Origin of the sequence: Uniformispora flossi (assembly GCF_049534875.1) — a bacterium.
GTDB lineage: Bacteria > Actinomycetota > Actinomycetes > Streptomycetales > Streptomycetaceae > Yinghuangia > Yinghuangia aomiensis.
Genome location: NZ_JBMULZ010000002.1, coordinates 176753 through 195408 on the forward strand (window position 1 = coordinate 176753; position 18656 = coordinate 195408).

The window sequence follows — 18656 nt, forward strand, 5'->3', positions numbered from 1 at the left end:
CTCGTCCGGCACCCCGCCCCGAACCACCGACGGAGCTTGCACATGACCGACAGCGTGATCCCCCTGTCCGAGCTGACCGGCACGTACACGATCGACCCGACGCACTCGCGGATCGGGTTCTTTGCGCGCCACGCGATGATCACGAAGGTGCGCGGGGCGTTCAACGAGTTCACGGGCACGATCACCCTGGACGGCGACAACCCGGGCAAGTCGTCGGCGCACGTCTCCATCCGGGCGGACAGCATCGACACCCGCAACGACCAGCGCGACGGGCACCTGCGCACGAACGACTTCCTGGACGCGCCGAACTTTCCCACGCTGGAGTTCGTGTCGACCGGCGCCGAGCAGCTGTCCCCGTCGACGTACCGGCTCACCGGCAACCTGACGATCAAGGGCGTCGCGCGGCCGATCAGCCTGGAATTCGAGTACACGGGCGCGGCCCGCGACCCGTACGGCAACCTGCGGGTCGGCTTCGAGGGCACGCAGGTCGTCAGCCGCAAGGACTACGGCATGACGTGGAACGCGACGCTGGAGACCGGCGGCGTCCTGGTCAGCGACAAGGTAACGCTCGAGTTCGAGATCTCCGCGGTGAAGAACCCGTAGCCCTGGCCCACCCGGCGAAGCCCCCCGCACCCGCGGGGGGCTTCGCCGTTTCCGAGGCTTCGCCGAACGCCGACGTTCAGGGCCCGTCCGAACGTCGGACAGGCCCAGGCCCGTCCGACACTTCGCCCCGCCGCCGGCTACGGCGCCGGCACGATGTCGGGCAGCCGGTACGTCCCGTCGAGGAGCGCCGCGCCCGGCTGGTAGAGCCGGATCATCGGACGGAACGCCCCCGAGGGCGTGGGCAGCCAGTTGGCCTCTTCGCCTTCGATCGGCTTGCCGTGCTGGAGGTGGAGGGTGAGCGACCCGTCGTCGCCGTACACCAGGCCTTCGGTGCGGTCGCCGATGGAGTAGCGGTTGATGGCGTTGTCGACCAGGTAGTAGTCGGGGACGCTGTACATCGTCACCGACCAGAACGCTTCGACCGGCGGCGGTTCGCCGAAGGTGAGCGTATAGGCGCGGCTCCCGTCCAGGGTGTCGCCGTTCACGTCGACGAACGTCTGGGCGTAGAGCGCCTCGTAGGCGTGGTTGCCCCACAGGCCCATGCGGGCGGCCGAGGCCCGGTCGAGGTAGGAGTCGGTGCGGTCGGCGATCTTCCACTGGGGACCGTCGACGGTGCCGAGACCCAGGTGGTCGAGGTTGTAGTCGAAGGCGTGCATCGACATGATCCAGCGCGACCCGCTCGGGTCGGACCCGGGATCCTTCCCGTACGCCTCGACCTGGGCTTTGCCGGCGGCCATGCCCGCGCGCAGGGCGTCGGCGAGCCCGTCGGGGGTGTCGCGGTAGGGCGACTCGCCCGAGTGGAGCAGTCCGAGCGGGGCGAAGCGGCGCTGGTAGGCGCGGTCGGGGTCGGCGGGCGGGAACGCGGCCATGAGGACCCGCAGTTGCTCCCAGAACCGGAGGTCTTCGCGGACTTCACGGTCGGGCACGGGCAGTCCGGCGAGGGTGCCGGCGGCGCCGAGAGGGCTGAGGGTGAGCTGTTTTTGCAGGCCGGCGACGCGGGCGGCGTCGTCGGGGCCGTCGCAGGCGAACCGGCCGACGATGCTGACCCGGGTGGTGGGCGCGTTGATGACGGGGGTGGCGTCGGGGACACTGCCGATCCAGTGCGGCGGGGTGATCAGGTAGGTGCTCGCGGCGGTTCCGGTGGCGCGGCGTCCGACGTACGCGAAGTTGTTGGTCCACAGGTCGACGAACTGCAGGACGTAGTAGGCGTCCGCGGTGTCGGGGACGTGGAGGAGCAGCGGGCCGCCGCTGAGGTCGAGCTGGGCGATCGAGTAGAGCGTGTCGTTGTTGATGGACACGAAGTCGTCGCGGGGGGTGGCCGGCTCGGTGGCGTGGCCGAAGGTGTTGGGGGGTGCGGCGGGGATGGAGCCGAAGCCGTCGGCCGTGCAACGCTCCACCATGGCGGTGTCGAAGACGAGGGGGTAGCCGTAGATGTACGCCTCGGCGGCGAGTCGGGCGAGGTCGTCGGAGGCTGCGGGCATGCCGACCGTCCTTTCGGGAACCGTGCACGGATTTGCACCGAATAAGTCGTATTGCCAATAAATGCACGTTTCGATCGCCCGGCAACCGGGGGAACCACTCCCCCATGGCCCGCCATCCCGCGCGGTGGGCCTCGGCACGGCGCGTTCCGCGGAGGGCATCGCGGCCGCGCCGACACGTGGGGAGGCTGCCCGGTGGCAGACGCGGCAACTGCCGGAGTACGCGCGCGCATCCGCACCTGGCGCAAGGTGTGGCGGACGACGTTCCCGGGACGCTGCGTGGGACGCGCCCTCGACATCCAGATCACCGACCGCATGATGGCCCTCGCCGCCCAGGCGTTCCTGGCGCTCATGCCGCTGGTGATCGTCCTCGCGTCGGCCGCGCCCACCGCGGTCGGCGACGGCATGCTCGACTGGATGCGCTCGCGGCTGGGGCTGCGCGGCGAGACCAGGACCAACGTGCAGGACCTCACGGCGGCGACGTCCGAGGCCGGGCTCACCGTCATCGGCTGTCTGCTCGTGCTGCTCAGCGCGACGAGCTTCAGCCGCGCGCTGCAGCGCGTCTACGAGCGGGCGTGGGTGCTGACGCCGGGCGGGCTGCGCAGTGCGTGGCGGCCGCTGGCGTGGATCGTGGGGATCGTCGTCTACTTCGTCGTCATCGGGCTCACGGTGAAGGTGACGCACGGCGGTGCGGCGCTGGGCGTGCTGCGGACGCTGCTGGTGGTGGCCGGGTCGGTGGCGCTGTGGTGGTGGACGCCCTTCGTGCTGCTGTCCGGCCGTGTGCGGTGGCGGGCGCTGGTGCCGACGGCGGTGTTCACGATGGCCGGGACGGTCGCGTTCGGGCAGCTGTCCGCGCGGTACGTGCCGCACCTGTTAACCACGAACGAGCGCCGCTACGGCACGATCGGCGTCGCCTTCTCGATCGAGTCGTGGCTGGTCGCGCTGTTCGCGGTGGTGATTGCGGCGACGGTGCTGGGCGCGGTGGTGGCGCAGTCCGCCGGCCGGGTCGGCACGTGGGCGCGCGGGGTGCCGGAGGCCGACGGGTGGCACCGGACTCCGCGCCGCGGGGTGGACGCGGCGGCGTAGGCCGCCCCCACTCGGCTGAGGGGGCGGCCCGGAGCCGTCAGCCTGCGGCGAGGCGGCGCAGCGCGAGTTCCGCGTAGACGGCGGCGCCGTCGGCGAGGACGGCGTCGTCGAAAGCGGCTTCGGGGGCGTGGTTCGCGGGCGCCTTGGCGAGGTCGCGTTCGGGCGGGCAGGCACCGAGCATGACCATGGCGCCGGGGACGTCTTCGAGGACGAGGGAGAAGTCCTCGGCGCCGGCGCCGGGGCGCGGCTGGGGGAAGAAGCGTTCCTCGCCGAGGACCTCGCGGATGGTGGCGGCGACGTGGTCGACGGCGCCGGTCTCGTTGACGGTGACCGGGTAGGCGGTGCCGTCGAATTCGACGTCGACGGCGAGGCCGTGGGCGGCCGCGATGCCGCGCAGGGTCTGGGCGACCTCGTCCTTGATGCGGGCGTGCGATTCGCGGGTGAAGGAGCGCAGGGTGGCGCCGAAGACGGCTTCGGCGGGGATGACGTTCTCGGCGGTTCCGGCGTGGAAGCTGCCGACGGTCACCACGACCGGGTCGTGGATGTCGAAGCGCCGGGTGACCATCGTCTGCAGGGCGAGGACCATTTCGCAGGCCGCGGGGACGGGGTCCTTCGCGCGGTGCGGCATCGAGCCGTGGCCGCCCGCGCCGCGGACGGTCACGGTGACGCTGTCGGCGGCGGCCATGGCGGTGCCGGCGCGGGCGGTGAACAGGCCGGAGGGGATCATCGCCGAGGTGACGTGCAGGGCGTAGGCGGCGACGGCGCGTTCGCCGCTCGCGTCCAGGACGCCTTCCTCGATCATCAGGCCGGCGCCGCCGGGGCCTTCCTCGCCGGGCTGGAACATGAAGACGACGTTCCCGGCGAGGGCGTCGCGGCGGGCGGCGAGGAGCCGGGCGGCGCCGGTGAGCATGGTGGTGTGCAGGTCGTGGCCGCAGGCGTGCATGCGTCCGGGTTCGGTGCTCGCGTAGGAGACGCCGGAGCGTTCGGTGACCGGGAGGGCGTCCATGTCGCCGCGGAGCAGCACCGTCGGGCCGGGGAGGGCGCCGCGCAGGACGGCGGCGACCGAGCTGAGGGCGCGGCCGGTGGCGATGTCGAGGGGAAGGCCGTCGAGCCCGGCGAGGACGCGCTCTTGCGTGTACGGCAGGTCCAGGCCGATCTCCGGTCGGGAGTGCAGGTCGCGGCGCATGCGGACGAGGTCGCCGTGCAGGGCGCGGGCGTCGTCGAGGACGGTCATCGTGGGATTCCTCTCGTGGGCTTCCGCCAGGGTGGCGCCAGGGTGTGGGATGGCGCTCCGGATGCCGGATGTCCGCAAGGGAGGGGTGCGTGGCGCAGGATTCCGTCGATTCGTCCGCCGGAACGGGACGGGCCGCCGCGGCTGCGGAGCCGTTGGACGAGCTGGACTTGGCGCTCGTGCACGCGTTGCAGGTCGCGCCGCGCGCGCCGTGGTCGGGGCTGGCGCCGGTCCTCGGCGTGGACGCGGTCACGTTGGCGCGGCGGTGGCGCCGCTTGTCCGCGTCGGGGCGCGCATGGGTGACGTGCTACGCGGGCCCGGGACGCGGCACCGGAGGCCCGGGCTGCCTGGCCCTGGTCGAACTGGCGGTCGAACGCGGCGCCTTGGCCGCGGTACGCGACACCCTCACGCGCGACGCGCAGGCCGTCAGCGTCGAACACGTGTCGGATGGCCGGGACCTGCTCCTCACCGTCGGGGCCCCCGACGCGACAGCGCTGTCGGCCTACATGCAGCAGCGCCTGTCCCACGTCCCCGGCGTCGTCTCGGTCCGGCCCCACCTGGTCACCCGGCTCTACCAGGAGGGCGCGGCGTGGCGCCTGCGCGCCCTGGACGCCGGACAGCAACGCACCCTCGGCACCGCCTCCGACGAGACCCCGCGCGACCGCCGCGTCACCGCCGTGGACCGCGCACTCGTCCTCGCCCTGGGCCGCGACGCCCGCGCCCCGGTCAGCGCCCTGGCGCGCGCCGTCGGCGTCAGCCCCGCAACCGCCGCCCGCCGCGTCGCCTGGCTGATCGGCTCCGGCCACGCCCGGCTGCGCTGCGAGGTGGCCCACACGCTGTCCGGCTGGCCGGTCACCGCCTTGTGGTGGCTGCGCGTCCCGCCACCCGATCTCGACGAGGTGGGGCGCCGCCTGGCCGCCCACCCCGACGTCCGCATGTCCGCCGCCGTCACCGGCCCGGCCAACCTCTACGCCGCCATGTGGCTGCGTTCCCTCGCCGACCTCCCCGCGTTCGAAGCCGATTTGATCCGCCGCTACCCCCGCGTGGAAGTCCTCGACCGCACGGTCGTCCTGGAGTCCGCCAAACGCATCGGTCGGATCCTGGCGGCGGACGGTCGGTGCGTGGGGTATGTGCCGATGAAGCTGTGGGAGGGGGAGGACGGGCCTCGGTCAGCGCCCTGATGTGCGGTGGCGCTTGCGGAGGCGGTAGACGACCCATGCGGCCGCGGCGACTTGGGTGGCCACGACGATGGCGACGCCGGCGGCGGCGATGTTGCTGTCGCCGATGCGGATGTCGGCCAGGACGACGAAGCCGACCGCGGCGAGCGGGACTGCGGCGGCGACGAGGGTGCGGATGAAGGTGACGACGCCGATGGGGTCGAAGCCGCGGCCCGCGATGAGGGGAGCGCTGTCGCCGCCGTCGGGGGCCGCGCCGGTGTAGTAGGCGACGGCACGGCGGCCGAGGGCGGGCGTGGCGCGTTTGTAGCCGTAGCCCATGGCGGGGATCCACACGAGGGGGACGACGAAGCCGACGACGATCAGCGCGGCCACGTAGACCCAGCTGAGGATGCGGCGCAGGCGGCCGCGGGGGCCCGGTTCGGGGGTGATCAGGCCGAGGACGGCGGCCATCCGCATGAGGGCGCCGAAGCGTTCGGTGAGGCGGGGTTTGGCGGGCTTGCCGGCCTCTCCGGGTTTGCGGCCCTCTCCGGGTTTGCCGGCCCCTCCGGCCCCTCCGGTTTCCGTGGCGTCCCCGGGTTCCCCCGGCCGTTGGTCGGTCGGTCGGGCGGCCTTCGCGGCCGGTTCCTCCCCAGGCGCATCCCCAGGCTCATCTTCGGGCTCCTCCCCCGCCACCGGGTCGGGCGTGGCCGTGGCCTGGGCGCGGACCGCGGCCAGGGCGGCGCCGGCCTGCAGGGTGTCGGGGTAGGCGCCTTGCAGGACCAGGAGGTCGGCGGCGCGGGCGTCGCTGCGGGTGTCGCGGCCGTGGAGGGCGGCGATTTCGAGGACCATGCGGGCCTGGCCGAGCAGCGCGGCGCAGAAGGCGACGGGGATGAAAACCAGGAACGGGCCGCCGACGAAGGCGCCTTCGGTGACGGTGACCAAGGTGCCGTGGCGCACGGCGTCGTCGTCGAGTTCCGCGTCGGTGCGGCCGTCGCGGCTCTCGAGGCGGGCGTGGGCGGACGCGGCGGCGCCCGCGCCGAGGTGGCGGACCGCGAACAGCGCCATCACTTCGGCCAGCCGTCCCGGCTGCGCCCACACCGCCCGCAGGAGGGCCGGCGGGAGCCAGCCCTCCTGCGAGGTCGGGGTATCGGTCATGCGGGCCCTGTCAGCCGGCTGCCGCCGCCGGGTACTTCAGCAGGAACAGCGCTTCGGCGAGCGCCATGTGCTCGATCTCGCTCGGGTCCACGCTCTCGTTGGGGGCGTGGATGAGGCACTTGGGTTCTTCCACGCCCATGAGGGCGATCTCGGCTTCGGGGAAGACGCGGTGCAGGATCGTGCACAGCGGGATCGAGCCGCCCTGGCCGACGGTCGTCATGGGTTTACCGTACGCCTCTTCGAGCGCCTCCTGGAGGGCGTGGTAGGCGGGCCCGCTCATGACGGCCTTGAACGGCTGCCCCGATTCCTCGGGTTCGAAGGCGAGGCGGACGCCCCACGGCGCGTGGGCCTTGAGGTGGTCGGTGAGCTTCGTCAGCGCCTCGTCGGCGTCGACTCCGGGCGGGACGCGCAGGCTGATCCGGGCGCTGGCCTTGGGCGGCACGGACGCCGACGAGCCGACGACCGGCGGGCAGTCGATGCCGAGGACGGTGACCGCCGGGCGCGCCCACACCAGGTCGGCGACGGTGCCGCCGGGGACGAGGCCGACCCCGTCGAGGACGCCCGCGTCCGACCGGAACTGGGCTTCGTCGTACGGTTCGCCGTCCCACACCTGGTCGTTGGCCAGTCCGTCGATCGCGGTCATGCCGTCGGCGTTGCGCAGCGACGCGAGCATCGCGATGAGCGCGCCGAGGGCGTCGGGGGCGGGTCCGCCGAACATGCCGGAGTGCACCGCGCTCTGCAGCGTCTCGACGTGGACGACGACGTTGGCGATGCCGCGCAGCGTGGTGGTGAGGGTGGGGGTGCCGACGGCGGCGTTGCCGGTGTCGCAGACCAGGATGGCGTCGGCGCGCAGGACGTCGGGGTGCTGCGGGACGTAGTTGTCCAGGCCCGCGGTGCCTTGTTCCTCGGAGCCTTCCGCGACCAGGCGCAGCGTGACGGGGATGTCGTCGCCGAGGGCGCGGAGCGCGGTCAGGTGCATGGCGATGTTGCCCTTGCAGTCGGCGGCGCCGCGCCCGTACCAGCGGCCGTCCTTCTCGGTGAGTTCGAATGGCGGGGTGTGCCAGGCGGCGTCGTCCAGCGGCGGCTGGACGTCGTAGTGGCAGTAGAGCAGGACGGTGGGGGCGCCGGGCGGGCCGGGGCGTTCGCCGACGACGGCTTTGCTGCCGTCGGGGGTGGGGTCGAGGCGGACGTCGGCGAAGCCGACCTCGCGGAACGCGTCGGCGACGAACTGCGCGGTCTTCTCGCACTCTTCCGGCGGGAACTGGCGCGGGTCGGCGACGGATTTGAAGCCGACGAGCGTGGCGAGGTCCTGCTTGGTGCGGGCCATCTGCTCGTGGATGCGGCGGGCCAGGTCCTGGGTGGTGGGGGCCTGCTTGCCGGGCGCGGTGGTCATGCGGGGGGTGGTCCTTCCGGTGCGGGCGGTCGGTGCGGTGGGGGTGCGGGGGCCGACGCAGGCCGCGTCAGGAGTTGGCGACGTCGTCGAACTTGAGGTGGCGGACCTGGTCCTCGAAGTCGTCGACTTTGGAGGGGCAGTAGGTCTGCAGGACGATGCGTTCGGCGTTGACGACGCCCGGGGCGCCGATGGTGGGCCGCTGCCCGGGGCCGGCGGCCCCGTTGGTGAGGCCGACCCGGTCGATCCCGTGGCGCAGCGCGGTGGCGGGGTCCGCGCACACGGCGCCGCCGTCGGTACCGAGGACGCGGACGATCTGGTCCGTGGTCGGGACCGGGAGGCCGGCGGCGGCGAGCGAGTTCTTGAGCTGGTTCGCCTTGTTCGTGGCCTCGTTGGTGGCCTTGATGTTGCTCCACGACACGAGTCCGGCGACGAGGATGCCGACGAGGATGACGATCGCGCCGATGTAGATCCAGCGGCGGCTCATGACGCCGGTGTCGACGTGGCCCGCGTGGTCGACGTCTTCGCCGAGGTGGTGGTGGGTCTTCTCGGGGCTTCCGGTGCTCATGCCTGCGCCTCGCCTTCGGTGACGGTGCCGACGCCGGCCTTCCATTCGGTGTCCGGGCGTTTCCAGCTGGGCTTGCGGAACCTGAGGAACAGGTACGGGATCAGCAGGCCCACGATGACCAGGCCGCCGCCGACGATGAAGAGGTAGGAGATGAGGCTGCCGGAGCCGTACTGGGACGGCGGCACGAACCCGATGATCATGGCGGCGGCCGACGCGACGAAGCCGACGACGCACAGCACCGGCAGCATCGGGGCGCGGAAGCCGCGCGGGTGGTCGGGCTTGTTGCGGCGCAGCCGGAGCGCGGCGACGAACATCAGCAGGTAGACGATGAGGTAGACCTGCGTGGTGATGACGGACAGGATCCAGTAGGCGCTGGACACGTCCGGGATGAACGCGTACAGCAGCGCGATGCCAGTGGTGACGAAGCCCTGGGTGACCAGGATGTTCTGCTGCACGCCGTGCTTGTTGAGCTTCTGGAAGAACGGCGGCAGGTAGCCCTCTTCGCGGCTGATCGCCAGCAGGCCCTTGGACGGGCCGGCCAGCCAGGTCAGCATGCCGCCGAGGGCGGCGGCGATGAGCATCAGGCCGAGGATCGGGGTCAGCCAGGTCACGTTGAAGTAGGCGAAGAACGCGTCGAACGCCTGCATCACGCCTGCGGTCAGCGACAGGCTCGACGACGGCACGACCCAGCTGATCGCGAGCGCCGGGAGGATGAAGATGAGCAGCACCAGGCCGGTGGCCAGGAACATCGCCTTCGGGAACTCCTTGGCGGGCTTGCGCAGCGAGGAGACGTGGACGGCGTTCATCTCCATGCCCGAGTAGCTCAGGAAGTTGTTGACGATGAGCACCAGGCTGGCGAGGCCGGTCCACGGCGGCAGGATGTGGCCCGAATTCATCGGCGCGGCCGACGGGTTGCCCTGGCCGAGGAACACGGCGCCGAGGACGATCAGGATCAGGCCGGGGACGAGCGTGCCGATGACGAGTCCCCAGCTGGACAGGCCGGCGACGGTCTTGGTGCCGCGCGAGGACACGAACACGCCCAGCCAGTACGTGACGACGATGACGATCGCCGTGTAGAGGCCTTGGCTGGCCAGGTCGGGGTTGATGACGTAGGCGAAGGTGCTGGCCACGTAGGCGAGCAGGCTCGGGTAGTAGAAGATCGTCATGGCGAACTGGCACCACACGGCGAGGAACCCGAGCGGCTTCGACAGCCCTTCGGCGACCCACCGGTACACGCCCCCGGACCAGCCGGACGCGAGTTCCGCGGAGACCAGCGAGGTCGGCAGCAGGAACACGATCGCGGGGACGAGGTAGAGGAAGACGCAGGCGAGGCCGTAGACGGCCATCGTCGGCGCGGCGCGCAGGGAGGCCACCGAGCTGGTGGTCATCAGCGCGAGGGCGAGCCAGGAAATGGCGTTGAGCTTCGGACCGGCGTGGGCGGCGGTCTTGCGGCCCGCTGTTCGGCCTGCGGGCGCGTCCATTGATGCCACGAGGGCTCCTTCCGCCTTCACGACTGGGGCAGGGGTCCGGATACGGGCCGGGTGGCCGCGAAACAAGTAGGCGGATATTGCCCTATTTGGCCCGGTTTGTATCCAGGGTTGCATCATTGGGGAGGGTGGGGAAGGACGCAAGTGGAGGGTGAGGAGGGGTGGGTGTCGTAGCTGGGGTCGGTGTTGCTCCTGGGGTTGTGAGGCATTGACGGGGCGTTGAGGACGCGGCGGAAATTCCGGAGGCAGGGGGTGGGGGCCTGGGAGGGTTCGGGGACGGAGTGGGTCGGCTCAGGGCATGGGACGGGGGCGAACCGGTGGGTTTCACGCCGGCGGGGCCGGTGCAGATCGCCAAGGGGCCGGTGCAGATCGCCGAGGGGCGGGGCAGCGGAGCGCGTAGGTGCGGTGAACGCGCAGGCCGGGCTCTGGCATCCGCACGCGCCGTACCGTACGGTCCCGGCGTGATGCAGGGCCGCGCCGTCGCGGTCGGCAGCGCGTCCTTCGCACCAGCAGGAGGCTTCGTGTCCGTCCCGTCCGAGCAGTCCCACGCGGTGATCATCGAGGCCGCCCTCAACGGCATCAACCCGCGTGCGCCACGCGACCCGGACGGCATCGCCCGGGACGCGCTCGCCTGCCTGGAGGCGGGCGCCGCGATCCTGCACAACCACATCGACACGCCCGGCCGCAGCACCGGTGCACCGCCGCCCACCCGCGAAGAAGTCGCCGAGCGCTACCTGCTTGCCTGGCGACAGGTGTTCGCCGAACGCCCGGACACGCTGATCTATCCGACCGTGGGGTACGCCGCGGACGTGGCCGGCTCGTTCGCGCACGTCGAACTCCTCGCCAAGGGCGGCTGGCTGCAGATCGGCATCGTCGACCCCGGTTCGGTCAACCTCGGCGGCTGCGACGCGGACGGCATCCCCACCGGCGGCATCGTCTACAGCAACAGCTACGACGACATCCGCCACCAGATGAACCTGTGCACGCAACTGCGCCTCGGACCCAGCCTGGCCATCTACGAGCCCGGCTTCCTGCGCGCCGTGCTGGCGTGGCACCGTGCCGGGCGCCTCCCGGCCGGCGCCATGGTCAAGCTGTACTTCGGCGGCGAGTACGGCTACCTCGGAAAGACCACCGCAGGCCCGTCTTTCGGCCTCCCGCCCACCGAGCCCGCCCTGCGCGCCTACCTCGACATGCTGGACGGCACCGGTCTGCCCTGGTCGACGGCGGTCATGGGCGGCGACATCTTCGCAACCCCCGTCGCCCGGCTGACCCTCGAACTCGGCGGACACCTGCACGTCGGTCTGGAAGACCACGCCGGCCCCGGACTGCGCGAGGCCACGAACGCGGAACTCGTGCGCGAAGCCGCGGACCTGGCCCGGGCGGCGGGACGGCCGGTCGCCACGACGGCGGATACCCGGGCTTTGCTGGGACTGCCGTCGGCTACGGGCTGAGACCGGGGCGGGCGCCGAGGCGGGATCGGCGTCGAAGGCGTCCGCTCAGGAATCGGACCGGTCGAGTACGGCCGCGGCCAGTGCGGACCAGTCGCCGTCCAAGTAGGGCAGGCGGGGGACTTCACTGCGGGGGCCCGGCGTGTCCTCGGCGCCGGGCAGCGTGAGCAGGTCGGAGAGGATTGCGGCTGCGCGCCGGGTGGTCTCATCCGCGCGCGGTGTCGCGGCGAGGGCGAGGGTAAGGACGAGGGCTGCGGCTCGGGTTGCCGGGTCTCCGACGTCGGCCCTGGCCGTGTCGGCGAGGATGCGGACGGCCCACGGCGCCACGGCTGTTCCGCCGCCCAGGAGGCTCGCGGCGATGGCCGCGGTCGTGGCGGCCGTACCGTCCGGGTCGGCGACGGCACGGGCGGCGAGGAGCGGGATCGTGGGGGCCGCGTCCTCGGGGAACCAGCCGAGGAGGTAGGCGGCCGCGGTGCGCACGGACGCGTCGGGGTCGAGGAGCAGCCGCCGGTAGGTGGGCGCACCGGCGAGGGCCTCGTCGTAGCAGCGGAGCGCCCGGGCCGCTTGGTCGCGTTCGGCGGCGAAGTCGCGGACGTCGAGCAGGTAGGCGCGGTTGGCGCGGATGTCGTCGTTGGGTGCGTCCGCGACCCATGCGGCCATCGCGCGGCGGGCTTCGCCGACGTCACGGGCGGCGATGCGCGCGGATTCCGCGCGCAGGCCGACGGCGTCGAAGCCGCCGGGTATGTGCGCATCGTCGTACCCGACGGCGAGGAGCGCGACGAGGCGCAGGATCCGGTCCCGGTCGGGCGCCTCGGGGTCGTCGGCTGCGGCGATCAGGGGCGGAATGGCCGGCGCGGTCGCGGAGTAGCGGTCGCCTTGGTGGAACACGCTTCCGGCCAGGCGACGGCGTGCGCGACGGCGCACGGCGGCGTCGGGTACGCGGAGCGCGGCCAAGAGGCCGGGCATGTCGTCGGCGGGGCCGTAGGCGTGGGCGAGGGACGGCCAGTCGACGTCCGCGGTGCGGGGCCGGTGGTGGATGTCCCGCTGGGGCGGGGCGGTCGGGGTGCCGGTGCCGCGGTTCGCGGACGCGGGGACGGGCGTCGTGGGCGCGAGATCGCGGATATCCGTTGCGGTTGCGGTGCTCCTGCTGCCGTCCCGGGAGGTCGCCATGACGCGAAAGCTATCCGACTATCGGACATATGTTCGAGTGCGACACGCCGCGAACCCGGTGGGCGGTCACCTCACCCCGGTGGAAGCCGCGGGCCGAGCCTGCGGCGGCGGATCGGTGAGGGCTTCACAGTTCGCGGGTCTTGCGGTGCTCCGGGTCGATGCGCTTACCGCGAAACAAAATGCGGCCTGCGTCGCCGGTCCGGGCACCGTGACACCTCCTCCCCCACGGTTGCAGCCGGCGGTCGTGGGCCTGGCCGGATAGTGCAAAGACCGCGGAGGACGCCGCGCTATGCGCGACGCCGGTGTCCGCGGCACACGGTTGCCGATTCCGGTGTTCGCCTCCGATGTCACAGCGGGCCGGGCTGTCTCGTCTCAAGGAGCGCTGCCGCGGCGCTCGTGCGGCCGCATTCCGGATGATCACGATCGTCGGCGACCCGACAGCGAGCGTATGGAGGAACGGCGTGACGCGCACCGAGGAGTTCGAAGAGCTGCGGCCGCTGCTGTTCTCGATCGCGTACCGGATCCTCGGAAGGGTGACCGAGGCGGAGGACGCGGTCCAGGACACGTGGTTGCGGTGGGAGATGTCACCGACCGAACCGGCCTCGCCGCGGGCGTTCCTGTCGGCGGTGGTCACCCGGATCTCGATCGACGTGCTCGGTTCGGCGCGCGTCCAGCGGGAGCGGTACGTGGGGCCGTGGCTGCCCGAGCCGCTGCTGGACGACCCGTACGAGAACCCGGAGCGTTCGGCCGAGCTGGCCGACTCGCTGTCGATGGCCGCTCTGCTGCTCCTGGAACGGCTGAGCCCGCTCGAACGCGCGGTGTTCGTCCTGCGCGAGGTCTTCGCCTTCGGTTTCCCGGACATCGCGGCGGCCGTCGGGCGGTCGGAGGCGGCGTGCCGCCAGCTCGCGGTACGGGCCCGGCGTCACATGGACGAAGGACGCCCGCGCTTCGAAGCCGACCGCCGGGAACGCGAGGAGCTGGCCGCACGGTTCTTCGACGCCTTCCGCGCGGGCGACGTCGACGGACTGCGCGAACTCCTCGCCGCCGACGTCCGGATGGCCGGCGACAGCGGCGGGAAGGCGCCGCTGCTGGCCAGCCGGGCCGCCGGCTCCGACAACGTGGCGCGGCTGCTGGCGGCGCTGCTGCCGCGGTTCCGCAGCATCGGCGTCGTCCTGGAACCGCACGAGATCAACGGACAACCGGGCGCCGTCCTGCGCGATCGGGACAACAAGGTGTTGAGCACGTTGACGCTCGATATTTTCGACGGGCGGATCCAGACGATCCGCGGCGTCCTCAACCCGGACAAGCTCCAGCACGTGGGGCCTGTGGCGGACGCGTGGGCGATACACCGCAAGGCGTTGGAGACCGAAGGCGGGGCGGTTGATTCGTCCGGGTGAGGTTCGGCCCGGGCGGGGGGGCGTCCGTCTCGGCGGTGTCGTGGAGAAGGAACGTGTGAAGGGTCGTTGGCTGCCGGACGCGGACAACTCCCTCGTCCGTTGGCTCCCGTTGTGCGTGGTCGTCGGATCGGTGGCCGGGCTGGGGGCGGCCGGGTTGCACGGGTTACTGGACGTCTGTACCCGGCATCTGCTCACCGGAGCCTCGGGCTTCCGCCCCGTGGCGGGCGCGGCATCCGGCAGCGTGATGCCGTCGGCGTCCCGGCCTTGGGCGGTGCCGCTGGTCGCCGCCGCCGGGGCGGCGTGCGCGGCGGGTTTGGCGAAGTGGCTGGCCCCGGAGGCCGGCGGGCACGGAACCGACGCGGCCATCCACGCCGCCCACCACGATCCGCTGGGGATGCGGGCACGGGTCCCCGCGGTCAAGGCGGTCGCCTCGGCGCTCACCATCGGGACGGGCGGGTCGGCGGGTACCGAGGGGCCCGCGGCGCAGATGTCCGCCGCGGTCGGCTCCGTCGTCGCGCGCCGGGCCGGGCTTTCGCCGGACCAGGCGCGTACGGCGGTGGTCGTGGGGCTGGGGTCCGGGGTCGGGGCGATCTTCCGGGCGCCGTTGGGCGGTGCGCTGCTGGCGGCGGAAATGCTGTACCGGCGGGGCGCCGATCTCCGCGTGCTGCCTCAGGCACTGGTGTCCGCGGTGTTCGCACAACTGGTCTTCGGCATGTGTGTCGGGTCGGGGACGCTCATAGGGGTCGATCCCCTGCTGGGTGTCCACGGCGTCCGGCACGGCTCGGATTCCGGCGGCATCGGCGGGGTCGGCGCGGTGGTGGCGTTGGCCGTCGTCGGTGTGGCGGCGGGCGCGGCCGGACGGCTCTACGCGGCGTGTTTCTGCGGTGTCCACGACCGCGTCGCGGCGTGGGCCCGGTCCGCACCGCGGCTGATGCTGACCGCGGCGACGGGAGGCCTGCTCGCCGGGGCCCTGGGTCTGCTGATACCCGGGGTGCTCGGCACCGGGTACGGCCTGCTGCCGGCGCTGATGGACCACGACGTGCTGGCCGGTGTGCCGTGGTGGGTGGTGCTCGCGATCCCCGCCGCCAAACTGTGCGCCACCTCGGTCTCCGTCGGATTCGGCGGCTCGGGCGGCGTGTTCGGGCCCGGGCTGGTCATCGGCGGCGGCGTCGGAGCGCTGGCCTGGCGTGTTGCAGAGCCGCTCGGCATGGCACCGCACGATCCGACGGTGTTCGTGGTGGTCGGCATGGCCGCGTGCCTGGGACCGATCGTGCGGGCACCGATTGCGGTCCTGGTGATGGCAGCGGAGACGATCGGCGACGCGGGCATTCTCGGCCCGGGCATCGTCGGCGTACTCGCGGCGGCCGCGGTCGTCGGCGACGCGACGCTGTACCGGAGCCAGCCGGTGGGGCCACCGGCGGCCGGGGCGGACTGAGCCCCGGCGTTGCGCGCCTTGACCGGGATTTCGGTTGCGCGGGGTTCTGCGGATGCGGTCACATCCGCGTCATGAGCAGAGACGCCGAGGTCATCGTGCCGGCGCGCGGCGCGGAGGAGGTCATGGAACCGCTGACGCGCGAGGACGGCGAACATGCGTGGCGCGGCCACTTCGTGCCGATCGAGGGCCAGTGGGGCTTCGATTTCGGATGGGCCTTGGAATTCGAGAAGATGCGTGCCCGCAAGGGGCTGCTCAAGCACCTGGAATCGCTGCCGTGGCCGCGCCCGGAAACGGTGCAGGTGCTGCTCCGCGACCAGGACGACGACGTGTTCGGCCTGTGGATGTTCCAGGACGGCAAGCTCGTGGAGATCGCCCTCCCGGCACCGAGCGCTTCCACGACCCGGCACCGGCCACCGACGAGTTCGAACCCGACCCGGGGCTGCTGCCGCGCACGGACACCGGCCGGAAGCTGCCCGCGCAGACTCCGGAGGAGCTGCGTGATCCGCGGCCGGCTTGGTAGGGCGCCCGTCAGGTCGTCGATCCCGCCGTGTCAGCCGATGCCGAAGGCGCCTCGGGGTGGTGCGGGTGAGCCGATGGCGGTGGTGTCGGTGACGACGGGATGGCCCGCGGCGAAGGCGGTCAGTTCGGGGCCGGTGAGGACTACAGCCGGGTAGGGGTCGGCGGCGGCGAGGGCGGCGAGGGCGTCCGACGGGAGGGGCGCGTCGGAGGCGACGAGGACGGCGTTGGCGAAGCGGGTGCCGTCGAGGTGTTCCGGCTCGGCGACGAGGGCCACGTGGGCGAACACCGCGAGCGCGGTCGCGGTCTGGCCGCGGAGGAACACGAGCGCGCCGCCGTCGGCGAGGTTGGCCGCGTACACGCCGCCCGGGCGCAGCACCCGGGCCGCGTCGGCAAGGAAGCCGATGCTGGTCAGGTGCCGTGGGATGAGCGCTCCGCCGAAGACGTCGGCCACGAGCGCGTCGGCGGAGGCCGCGGGCTGCGCGGCCAGGACCGCGCGCGCGTCCCCGACCTCGACGTCGATCGGCGCGCCGGACGGCAGTGGCAAGTGTTCGGTCACCAGGGCGACGAGGGCGGCGTCCAGTTCGGCGACGTGCTGGCGGGAACCGGGGCGGGTGGCTTCGACGTAGCGCGGGAGGGTGAGGGCGCCGCCGCCGAGGTGCAGTACGTCCAGGGGCCTGCCGGGCCCAGCGGCGAGGTCGAGGACGTGGGCGAGGCGGCGGGCGTATTCGAACTCGACGTACTCGGGCTCGTCGAGGTCCACGTACGACTGCGGCGACCCGTCCAACGTCAGCAGCCAGGCGCGCGGGCGGTCGACGTCGGGGAGCAGGGCCGCCCGGCCGAGGTCGACGGAGCGGGAGACCGGGATGGGGTCCGCCGGGGAATCGGGCTCGTCCGGGTGGCTGTGGTCGCTCATCCGACGATTGTCCCGGCCCGACGAGTGCCCGGGCCGCGCCGCCCCCGCGCCGCGCGAGCGTGCGCCCCGTCGACTCCCGATCCCGCCGCTCCCCCGCCCCACACCCGAACACCGAAATGCCGCCGTACCCCCCGCCACACCCACCCCCCACACCTCCCCAAACCCCCTAATGTGACCATTCCCACGCAACCATCTCGGATGATTTGGACGTTGTTCAGCGATAAAGGGAGAATTACCCGGTTCCCTGACGATGACCGATGAGGTTTCTTTGTGAGTCGCGCCGCCATACCCGGGCCCCGCAAGGGCGTCCGTACTGCCGTTGCCCTGCCTGCCATCGCCGCCGCGTCCGTACTGCTGCTCGCGGCATGCGGCGGGGGCGGATCGTCCGGCAACTCCGCGCAAGGCACGAGCACCCCGCAAAGCACGACCACCCCGCAGGGCACGACCACCCCGCAAGCACCGGCCCCCGCAAGCACACCGGACCCGCAGGACAAGAACACCGAGCAACAGAAGAACCAAACCCCCGAACCCGATGGCGCCCGCGTCACCGTCAACCCGGCGAACAAGGCGACCGGCATCGAGCCCGGCAAAGCGATCACGGTGACCGCCGCCGACGGCGTCCTGACCCGCGTACGCATATCCGACACCGATGGCGAGACGGTGCGCGGGTCGCTGTCGGCGGACGGCCTGACCTGGACGTCCAGCGGCAAGACCGTGCCCGGCACCGTCTACACCGTGTCGGTCGACTCACGGTCCGCGAAGGGCAAGGGCGGGTCGTCGACCAGCACGTTCACCACCGCGAAGGCCGACCGGATCAACAAGCTGGCGATGAAGCCGGCGGACGGCGGCACGTTCGGCGTCGCACAGCCGGTGTCGATCACGTTCGACTACCCCGTCGTCGACAAGGCCGAGGTCGAGCGGCACCTGAACGTGACGGCGTCGGTGCCGACCGAGGGCTCGTGGGGCTGGATCAAGGACATTTCCGGCAAGGACCGGGCGGACTGGCGGCCGAAGGAGTACTGGAAGGCCGGCACGAAGGTGACGCTCAACGCCGACCTCACCGGCGTCAAGAGCGGCAAGGGCACCTACTTCGCCCGCGACTACGCGTCGACGTTCACCGTCGGCACCGGGCGGGTCGTCGAGGTCGACGTCCCGAACCACAAGGTGAAGGTCATCGAGAACGGGGAGACCGTCAAGACGCTGGCCATGTCCGCCGGCTCCGACGAGTTCCCGACGCGCGGCGGCACGCACGTCATCCTCGGCAAGAACGCCACGGAGACCCTCGACTCGCAGACCGTCGGCCTCGGCGACAGCTACAAGCTGCCCGACGTGCCGTGGGTGGTCCACTTCACCTCGTCGGGCACGTTCTTCCACTCGGCCGCGTGGAACACCGCGAACATCGGCGTCAACAACACCAGCCACGGCTGCGTCGGCATGACCGTCGAGGACGCCAAGTGGTTCTACGAGCGCGTCCAGGTCGGCGACCCGGTCGTCGTCAAGGGCTCGAACAGCACCGCCACCACCGATTCCGGCAACGGTTTCGGCGCCTGGCAGCTGAGCTACGCCCAGTGGCAGGCGAAGAGCGCGCTCAAGTAGCGCTCACGTAGCCGAGTCGACGA

The 18656-nt window shown here is 72.2% G+C and carries 15 protein-coding genes; 7 read left to right on the forward strand and 8 right to left on the reverse strand.

Features of this window, described 5'->3' with window-relative positions:
• Nucleotides 1-42: 42 nt before the first annotated feature.
• Entirely contained in the window at nt 43-603 is a 561-nt protein-coding gene (locus ACPA54_RS05080) for a YceI family protein (protein WP_423527186.1), read from the forward strand.
• A 137-nt stretch (nt 604-740) separates the two neighbouring features.
• Here the strand turns inward: ACPA54_RS05080 and ACPA54_RS05085 are convergent, their stop codons facing one another.
• Nucleotides 741-2084 (reverse strand): DUF1254 domain-containing protein, encoded by a 1344-nt coding sequence (locus ACPA54_RS05085; RefSeq protein ID WP_423527188.1) that lies wholly within the window; start codon nt 2082-2084, stop codon nt 741-743.
• A 192-nt stretch (nt 2085-2276) separates the two neighbouring features.
• On the opposite strand from ACPA54_RS05085, the gene ACPA54_RS05090 reads away from it, so the two are divergent.
• Nucleotides 2277-3167, forward strand: a complete 891-nt coding sequence (locus tag ACPA54_RS05090; protein ID WP_423527190.1) for a YhjD/YihY/BrkB family envelope integrity protein — start codon at nt 2277-2279, stop codon at nt 3165-3167.
• Between the two features lie 37 nt (nt 3168-3204).
• Here the strand turns inward: ACPA54_RS05090 and ACPA54_RS05095 are convergent, their stop codons facing one another.
• Nucleotides 3205-4401, reverse strand: a complete 1197-nt coding sequence (locus tag ACPA54_RS05095) for a M20 metallopeptidase family protein (RefSeq protein WP_423527192.1) — start codon at nt 4399-4401, stop codon at nt 3205-3207.
• Between the two features lie 89 nt (nt 4402-4490).
• Between ACPA54_RS05095 and ACPA54_RS05100 the strand changes: the two genes are divergently transcribed.
• Nucleotides 4491-5579 carry an Lrp/AsnC family transcriptional regulator gene (locus ACPA54_RS05100; RefSeq protein WP_423527194.1) on the forward strand — a complete coding sequence of 363 codons (1089 nt, stop codon included), beginning with the start codon at nt 4491-4493 and terminating at the stop codon, nt 5577-5579.
• Here the strand turns inward: ACPA54_RS05100 and ACPA54_RS05105 are convergent.
• From ACPA54_RS05105 to gadC, 4 genes are all read right to left on the reverse strand, one after another.
• Entirely contained in the window at nt 5568-6710 is a 1143-nt protein-coding gene (locus ACPA54_RS05105) for a hypothetical protein (RefSeq protein ID WP_423527196.1), read from the reverse strand. The genes ACPA54_RS05100 and ACPA54_RS05105 overlap by 12 nt on opposite strands.
• Nucleotides 6711-6720: 10 nt before the next feature.
• Nucleotides 6721-8103, reverse strand: coding sequence for a dipeptidase (locus tag ACPA54_RS05110; protein WP_423527198.1), 1383 nt, complete (start codon nt 8101-8103; stop codon nt 6721-6723).
• Nucleotides 8104-8170: 67 nt separating this feature from the next.
• Nucleotides 8171-8668 carry a hypothetical protein gene (locus tag ACPA54_RS05115; RefSeq protein ID WP_423527200.1) on the reverse strand — a complete coding sequence of 166 codons (498 nt, stop codon included), beginning with the start codon at nt 8666-8668 and terminating at the stop codon, nt 8171-8173.
• On the reverse strand, nt 8665-10149 hold the full coding sequence (gadC, locus tag ACPA54_RS05120) for a glutamate/gamma-aminobutyrate antiporter GadC (RefSeq protein WP_423527823.1): 1485 nt from the start codon (nt 10147-10149) through the stop codon (nt 8665-8667). Before gadC ends, ACPA54_RS05115 begins: the two co-directional genes overlap by 4 nt.
• Nucleotides 10150-10619: 470 nt before the next feature.
• Here gadC and ACPA54_RS05125 point away from each other — a divergent pair, with 470 nt between their 5' ends.
• Entirely contained in the window at nt 10620-11606 is a 987-nt protein-coding gene (locus ACPA54_RS05125) for a beta-keto acid cleavage family enzyme (RefSeq protein WP_423527824.1), read from the forward strand.
• A gap of 45 nt (nt 11607-11651) precedes the next feature.
• Here ACPA54_RS05125 and ACPA54_RS05130 read toward each other — a convergent pair whose 3' ends face one another.
• Nucleotides 11652-12773: a hypothetical protein gene (locus tag ACPA54_RS05130; protein ID WP_423527202.1), complete on the reverse strand. Its 1122-nt coding sequence runs from the start codon at nt 12771-12773 to the stop codon at nt 11652-11654.
• Nucleotides 12774-13234: 461 nt separating this feature from the next.
• Here ACPA54_RS05130 and ACPA54_RS05135 point away from each other — a divergent pair, with 461 nt between their 5' ends.
• Complete coding sequence (locus tag ACPA54_RS05135; protein WP_423527204.1) at nt 13235-14170, forward strand: RNA polymerase sigma-70 factor; 936 nt, start codon at nt 13235-13237, stop codon at nt 14168-14170.
• A 55-nt stretch (nt 14171-14225) separates the two neighbouring features.
• A complete protein-coding gene (locus ACPA54_RS05140) occupies nt 14226-15605 on the forward strand; it encodes a chloride channel protein (protein WP_423527206.1) in 1380 nt (459 codons plus the stop codon).
• 550 nt (nt 15606-16155) lie between these two features.
• On the opposite strand, the gene ACPA54_RS05145 is transcribed toward ACPA54_RS05140, so the two are convergent.
• Nucleotides 16156-17037 (reverse strand): spermidine synthase, encoded by an 882-nt coding sequence (locus ACPA54_RS05145; protein ID WP_423527208.1) that lies wholly within the window; start codon nt 17035-17037, stop codon nt 16156-16158.
• 270 nt (nt 17038-17307) lie between these two features.
• Between ACPA54_RS05145 and ACPA54_RS05150 the strand changes: the two genes are divergently transcribed.
• Nucleotides 17308-18633 carry a L,D-transpeptidase gene (locus ACPA54_RS05150; protein WP_423527210.1) on the forward strand — a complete coding sequence of 442 codons (1326 nt, stop codon included), beginning with the start codon at nt 17308-17310 and terminating at the stop codon, nt 18631-18633.
• Nucleotides 18634-18656: the final 23 nt, after the last annotated feature.

Coding starts and splice junctions, on each gene's coding strand:
- ACPA54_RS05130 (WP_423527202.1), bottom strand. CDS start 12,773: ATGGCGACCTCCCGGGACGGCAGCAGGAGCACCGCAACCGCAACGGAT.
- ACPA54_RS05145 (WP_423527208.1), bottom strand. CDS start 17,037: ATGAGCGACCACAGCCACCCGGACGAGCCCGATTCCCCGGCGGACCCC.
- ACPA54_RS05125 (WP_423527824.1), top strand. CDS start 10,620: ATGCAGGGCCGCGCCGTCGCGGTCGGCAGCGCGTCCTTCGCACCAGCA.
- ACPA54_RS05095 (WP_423527192.1), bottom strand. CDS start 4,401: ATGACCGTCCTCGACGACGCCCGCGCCCTGCACGGCGACCTCGTCCGC.
- gadC (WP_423527823.1), bottom strand. CDS start 10,149: ATGGACGCGCCCGCAGGCCGAACAGCGGGCCGCAAGACCGCCGCCCAC.
- ACPA54_RS05085 (WP_423527188.1), bottom strand. CDS start 2,084: ATGCCCGCAGCCTCCGACGACCTCGCCCGACTCGCCGCCGAGGCGTAC.
- ACPA54_RS05080 (WP_423527186.1), top strand. CDS start 43: ATGACCGACAGCGTGATCCCCCTGTCCGAGCTGACCGGCACGTACACG.
- ACPA54_RS05115 (WP_423527200.1), bottom strand. CDS start 8,668: ATGAGCACCGGAAGCCCCGAGAAGACCCACCACCACCTCGGCGAAGAC.
- ACPA54_RS05105 (WP_423527196.1), bottom strand. CDS start 6,710: ATGACCGATACCCCGACCTCGCAGGAGGGCTGGCTCCCGCCGGCCCTC.
- ACPA54_RS05110 (WP_423527198.1), bottom strand. CDS start 8,103: ATGACCACCGCGCCCGGCAAGCAGGCCCCCACCACCCAGGACCTGGCC.